This is a genomic window from Prauserella endophytica (genome assembly GCF_005146945.1).
Lineage (GTDB): Bacteria > Actinomycetota > Actinomycetes > Mycobacteriales > Pseudonocardiaceae > Prauserella_A > Prauserella_A endophytica.
On sequence record NZ_SWMS01000065.1, the window covers coordinates 1 to 5,099 of the forward strand.

The 5,099-nt window shown below is 68.6% G+C and carries 4 protein-coding genes and 1 pseudogene; 4 read left to right on the top strand and 1 reads right to left on the bottom strand.

What is annotated here, in order from left to right; all coding sequences use genetic code 11:
- The 3 genes and pseudogenes from FCN18_RS38760 to rfbA all read left to right on the top strand — a co-directional run.
- A pseudogene (locus tag FCN18_RS38760) lies at positions 1 to 536 on the top strand (hypothetical protein); the annotation flags it as partial.
- A 375-nt stretch (positions 537 to 911) separates the two neighbouring features.
- Entirely contained in the window at positions 912 to 2,054 is a 1,143-nt protein-coding gene (locus tag FCN18_RS38765) for a sialidase family protein (RefSeq protein ID WP_112276699.1), read from the top strand.
- A 50-nt stretch (positions 2,055 to 2,104) separates the two neighbouring features.
- Entirely contained in the window at positions 2,105 to 2,986 is an 882-nt protein-coding gene (gene rfbA, locus FCN18_RS38770; protein ID WP_112276697.1) for a glucose-1-phosphate thymidylyltransferase RfbA, read from the top strand.
- A gap of 6 nt (positions 2,987 to 2,992) precedes the next feature.
- Here the strand turns inward: rfbA and htpX are convergent, their stop codons facing one another.
- The gene (gene htpX, locus FCN18_RS38775) at positions 2,993 to 3,844 is read right to left on the bottom strand and encodes a zinc metalloprotease HtpX (RefSeq protein WP_112276695.1); all 852 of its coding nucleotides are present in this window, start codon (positions 3,842 to 3,844) and stop codon (positions 2,993 to 2,995) included.
- Between the two features lie 208 nt (positions 3,845 to 4,052).
- On the opposite strand from htpX, the gene FCN18_RS38780 reads away from it, so the two are divergent.
- Positions 4,053 to 5,018, top strand: coding sequence for a YncE family protein (locus FCN18_RS38780; RefSeq protein ID WP_228714364.1), 966 nt, complete (start codon positions 4,053 to 4,055; stop codon positions 5,016 to 5,018).
- Positions 5,019 to 5,099 lie beyond the last annotated feature (81 nt).

A 5,099-nucleotide genomic window follows, 5' to 3' on the forward strand; every position in this document is an offset into this window, starting at 1 on the left:
TTCTGGATCGCGTCGGGCAATCCGATCTTGGTCCATCCGCGGCTTACACAGTTGTCATGACACGGCCTGAACGCGAGCAACGTCCCGGTACCTGGTTGGACGACCCCGCAAATCTCCTGGAAAAGCGCGCGAAGGACGACATCGCGAAGGCCGTTGAACGAGCCCAAGTATGGCGCCGGGTAAAGGAGATCCGGCGCCCCACCAAGCCGAAGCCGCCGGTCGGTGCTGTTGTTGCCGAGCTTTCCTTCGGCTTCTGGCGGTACCTCCTGGCAGCCCGGTATGAGCACACGCTGTGGCTTGAGTCGATTCGGCACGGATTCCCCCACGTCCACGGACGACGTACCGCAGTGGACGAGCCGATGCGCCGACTGCATCAGCTCCGCAATCGAATCGCGCATTTGGAACCGATCATCAACCGCGAGCTCCACCGAGATGCGGCGGACATCCACGCGGTAGTCCACGCAGTGTGCCCGAAAACCGCAGAGTGGGCGGCATCGTTGCGTCGGGTCGATGCTGCACTCGCGGCAAAACCGTAGAGCGGTCACCGCTCGTCAGACACCCACCTAGCACGGCAAACGGTGCCGGTCGCCATTCGTCGCTTCAACTCTGGCCCCGCAGTGCTAACCCATGGCCGGGTACAAATCCGGTACAGATGGCACCGGCCAGCGACGATCACCAACGGCAGACGACCACCGATAAGCGCAGGCCAGAGCCCTCGCTAGACGCGTCGACACAGGTCAGGCGCAGTTCACCAACTACCGCTGACGCGGCAGCGCTGACGGTGTCCGGCGGACCCGCCGGACACCGTTGCCCGCAGGCCGCGAAGAGTGCCAGAGAAGAAGCCGCCACGACGCGACGCACAAGATCACGTCATGGTGTAATCCCTCCGTCACAGCGCGAAGGGGATCACCATGCGCAAGGTCTGCGTCCTGCTGTTCTGCCTGCTCACGCTCTCGGGGGTCGTCGCGCCCGCGGCGGCCGCCGAGCGAGAGCTTCTCCACGACGGGCTCGGTTCCTACCCCCGGCTGATCCGCCTCGAGCACAGCGGGCTGCTCGGCAACGGGCGCATCCTCGCCTCCGTCACCAGCAGGGACTCCGCCGGCAACTACGCGCCGATCTTCGAAAGCACCGACGAGGGCCGCACGTTCACCAGGGTCGGCGCCGTGCGTGATCCCGCCGGGGCCGCTGGAATGTGCTGCGGCACGCTCTACGAGCTGCCGGAACGCGTTGGACGGCTGCGGGCCGGGACGCTGCTGTGGGCCGCGAGCTACCGGCAGAAGGCGGGGCCCGATCGGCGCATCGGCATCCGCGTGTGGGCCAGCCGTGACCTCGGTCGCAGCTGGAGCTTCCTCGCCGAGCCCGTTCGCTCCCACAACTACGACGGCGTGTGGGAGCCCGAGTTCACCGTCGACGTGGGCGGCAACCTCTGGATGCACTACGCCGACGAGACCGAGGCGCCCCGCTACGGCCAGGTTCTCAACCGCGTCGCCAGCACCGACGGCATCAACTGGGGCACCAAGCAGCGCACGATGGCCATCCCACCCGACCGCGTGCGTCCCGGCATGCCGATCGTGCGCAGGCTGCCCGACGGGCGGTACTACTTCGCCTACGAGATCTGCAACTACGGTGACCGCTTCTGCGACCCGTACTTCAAGATCTCCCCGGACGGCGCCAACTACGGCGACCCGAAGGCCCCTGGCACCAGGGTGGACACCGCGAGCGGCAACCACTTCCAGCACGCCCAGACCATCACGCTGTTCCCCGGCGGCCCCACGGGCACCCGGATTCTCATGGTCGGCCAGATCTACGTCGACCGGAACGGCAAGCCGCTGCCCGGCAACGGGCGGACCCTGCTCGCCAACGACCACCTCGGCGCGGGTGACTGGTACGAGGTGCCCGCTCCCGTCCACGTGCGCAGGCCCTACGACAACTGGTGCCCGAACTACAGCTCCACGCTGCTGCCCGTGGACGACGGCGAGAACGTGCTGCAGATCGCCGCGGACTACACCAACGGGGTGTGCAAGGCCTACTTCGGCAGGGGGCCGGCCCGCTGACCGCCGCGATACCCTGGCCATTCACGACCGAGTGACGGCAGGAGTAGTTGATGAAGGGCATCGTGCTGGCTGGTGGCAGCGGCACCCGGCTCCACCCCATCACACAGGCGATCTCCAAGCAGCTGCTCCCGGTCTACGACAAGCCGATGATCTACTACCCGCTCTCGGTGCTCATGCTGGCCGGGATCCGCGAGGTGCTGGTCATCTCCACGCCCACGGACCTGCCGAACTTCCGGCGCCTGCTCGGTGACGGCAGCCAGTTCGGGCTGGAACTGAGCTACGCCGAGCAGGCCGCGCCCAACGGGCTTGCCGAGGCGTTCGTGATCGGCGCGGATTTCGTCGGCGACGACGACGTGGCGCTCATCCTCGGCGACAACATCTTCTACGGCCAGGGCTTCTCGCGGACCCTGCAGGAACAGGTGTCCACTCTGGACGGCTGTGTGCTGTTCGGCTACCCCGTCAAGGACCCCCAGCGCTACGGCGTCGGCGAGATGGACGCCGACGGCAGGTTGGTCTCCATCGAGGAGAAGCCGGAGCGGCCGCGCTCCAACCGCGCCATCACCGGTCTGTACCTCTACGACAACCAGGTGGTGGAGATCGCGAAGGGCCTCACGCCCTCGAAGCGAGGCGAGCTGGAGATCACCGACGTCAACATGGCCTACCTGCGCCAGGACCGCGCGCGGCTCGTGGAGCTCAGCCGCGGTTTCGCGTGGCTCGACACCGGCACGCACGACTCGCTGCTCGAGGCCGCCCAGTTCGTGCAGGTGCTCGAACACCGCACCGGGGTCCGCATCGCGTGCCTGGAGGAGATCGCGCTGCGCATGGGCTTCATCACGGCTGACGAGTGCTACCAGCTGGGTGCGAAGCTCGCCAAGAGCGGCTACGGCGACTACGTGATGGACGTCGCCATGGCCGCGGGCGCCTCCGGCTGAGCCGCCTCAGTACCGCCTGCGGGCCAGCTCCTCCAGCCTGCGCACGCGGTCCTCGATCGGCGGGTGCGTGGAGAACAGCTGCGAGAGCCGCTGACCCGGCCGGAACGGGTTGGCGATCATCAGGTGCGACTGAGAGACGACCTTGGGCTCCGGCGCGAGCGGCAGGGCTCTGGTGCCCCGCTCCAGTTTGCGCAGCGCCGAGGCGAGCGCGAGCGGGTCGCCGGTCAGCTCCGCGCCCGAGGCATCGGCCTGGTACTCCCGCGAGCGGCTGACGCTCATCTTGATGATCCCGGCCGCGATGGGGCCGAGGAACACGAGCAGCAGCGAGACGAGCGGGTTGCCCCCCTCGCGGTTGCCCCCGGTGAACAGCGCCAGGTTCGCCAGCACGCTCACCACGCTGGCCAGCGCACCGGCCACGCAGGAGATGAGTATGTCGCGGTTGTAGACGTGGGACAGCTCATGGCCCAGCACGGCCCGCAGCTCGCGCTCGTCGAGGATCTCCAGGATGCCGGTGGTGCAGCACACGGCGGCGTTGCGCGGGTTGCGGCCCGTCGCGAACGCGTTGGGCGCCTGCGTGGGGCTGATGTAGAGCCTCGGCATGGGCTGGCGCGCCTGGGTAGCCAGCTCGCGAACGATGCGGTACATCGCGGGCTGCTGGGCCTCCGACACCGGCCGCGCGCGCATGGCGCGCAGGGCGAGCTTGTCGGACTGGAAGTACGCGTAGGCGTTCATGCCGATCGCGATCGCGAGGCCGATGAACAGCGCGCCGCGGCCGAACAGCCCGCTGATCGCGATGATGATGGCACTCAGCAGGCCGAGCAGCATCGCGGTCTTCAGCCCGTTGCGGTGCTTGTGCACGTGCTCATGCCTCCCTTCGAGTGCCGGCCGTTGGGCGCCGGCTCCACTAGATCGAACGCCGTCGATGCTTGCGAAGTTCCTGGTGAACGTCACTCGGCAGGGGCGAAGCCGCAATCACACTCGCATTTCAGCCGACGTTCAGCCTGCCCTCAGGTTACGGTCCGACCGACAACAGCGCAGAAACGTGGAGGAAAAACAGGAGGTCGGAGTGGCCGAGCCGAGGTGGGCGCGCCGCGTGGTGCTCGGAACGGCGATGGCCGCGCTGGCCTCGCTCCTCCCGACGGGAAGGGCCGGAGCGACACAGGTCACGGCCGTTTCCGTGGGCCGGTCGCCGTCGTGCGTGGCTGTGAACTCACTCACCGGATCGGTCTACGTCGGCTGCGAGGGCGACGGCACGGTGTGCGTGCTCGACCGCACGGGCGCGTTGCGCGCGGTGGTGCCGGTCGGGTCCACGGTGAGCGACGTCGCGGTGAACGAGGTCACCGGCCGGGTCTACGCGAGCAACCGGCCGGCCGGGACGGTGACCGTGTTCGAAGGGGCCACCGGCCGGGTGCTGACCACGATCGCGGCGGGGCCCGGGGCGGCGGCGCTCGCGGTGGACGAAACCACCGACACGGTCTACGTCGCCAGTGAGGCGAGCGGAACGGTCACGGTGCTCGACGGCGCGGCAGGGTCGTTCGCGAACCTGGTGCCGGGCGAGTCGGACGCCCTCGCCGGGATCTGCGTCGATCCCGGAAGGCGGCTGGCGTACTGCACGAGCGTGGGCGAGGCGCGGGTCGAGGTGCTCGACCTGCATACCGAACGGTTCACGGGCTCGATCCCGGCAGGCCGCTCCCCGGCAGGGGTCGCGGTGCACCGGCTGAGCAACACCGTCTACGTCGCCAACGCCGGCATCCACCACCTGTCCGTGCTCGACGGTTCCAACCGCACCGAGAAGGCGACGATCCTGCTCGGCAGCGCCGCCTCGGCCGTCGCCGTGCACCAGGGCACCGCCACCGTCTACGCCAACGGCGGGGCGAACGGGCTGGTGCGGATCGACGGGGCCCAGGGCGAGCGGACGGGAGAGCTGGCGCTCGGAATCAATCCCGGCGCCGTGGCCGTGGACCAGCGCACCCGCGTGGTCTACGCGACCGACCCGGTGCGCGACTCGGTCTGCGTGGTGCGCGACTTCTGAGTGGGCGCCAACCGCAGTGAAGGCCACCTTCACTGCGTTGAACCTGGATCCGCTGAAGGTGGGGTGGTTGTTGGCCGTGTT

Coding starts and splice junctions, on each gene's coding strand:
- FCN18_RS38765 (WP_112276699.1), top strand. CDS start 912: ATGCGCAAGGTCTGCGTCCTGCTGTTCTGCCTGCTCACGCTCTCGGGG.
- rfbA (WP_112276697.1), top strand. CDS start 2,105: ATGAAGGGCATCGTGCTGGCTGGTGGCAGCGGCACCCGGCTCCACCCC.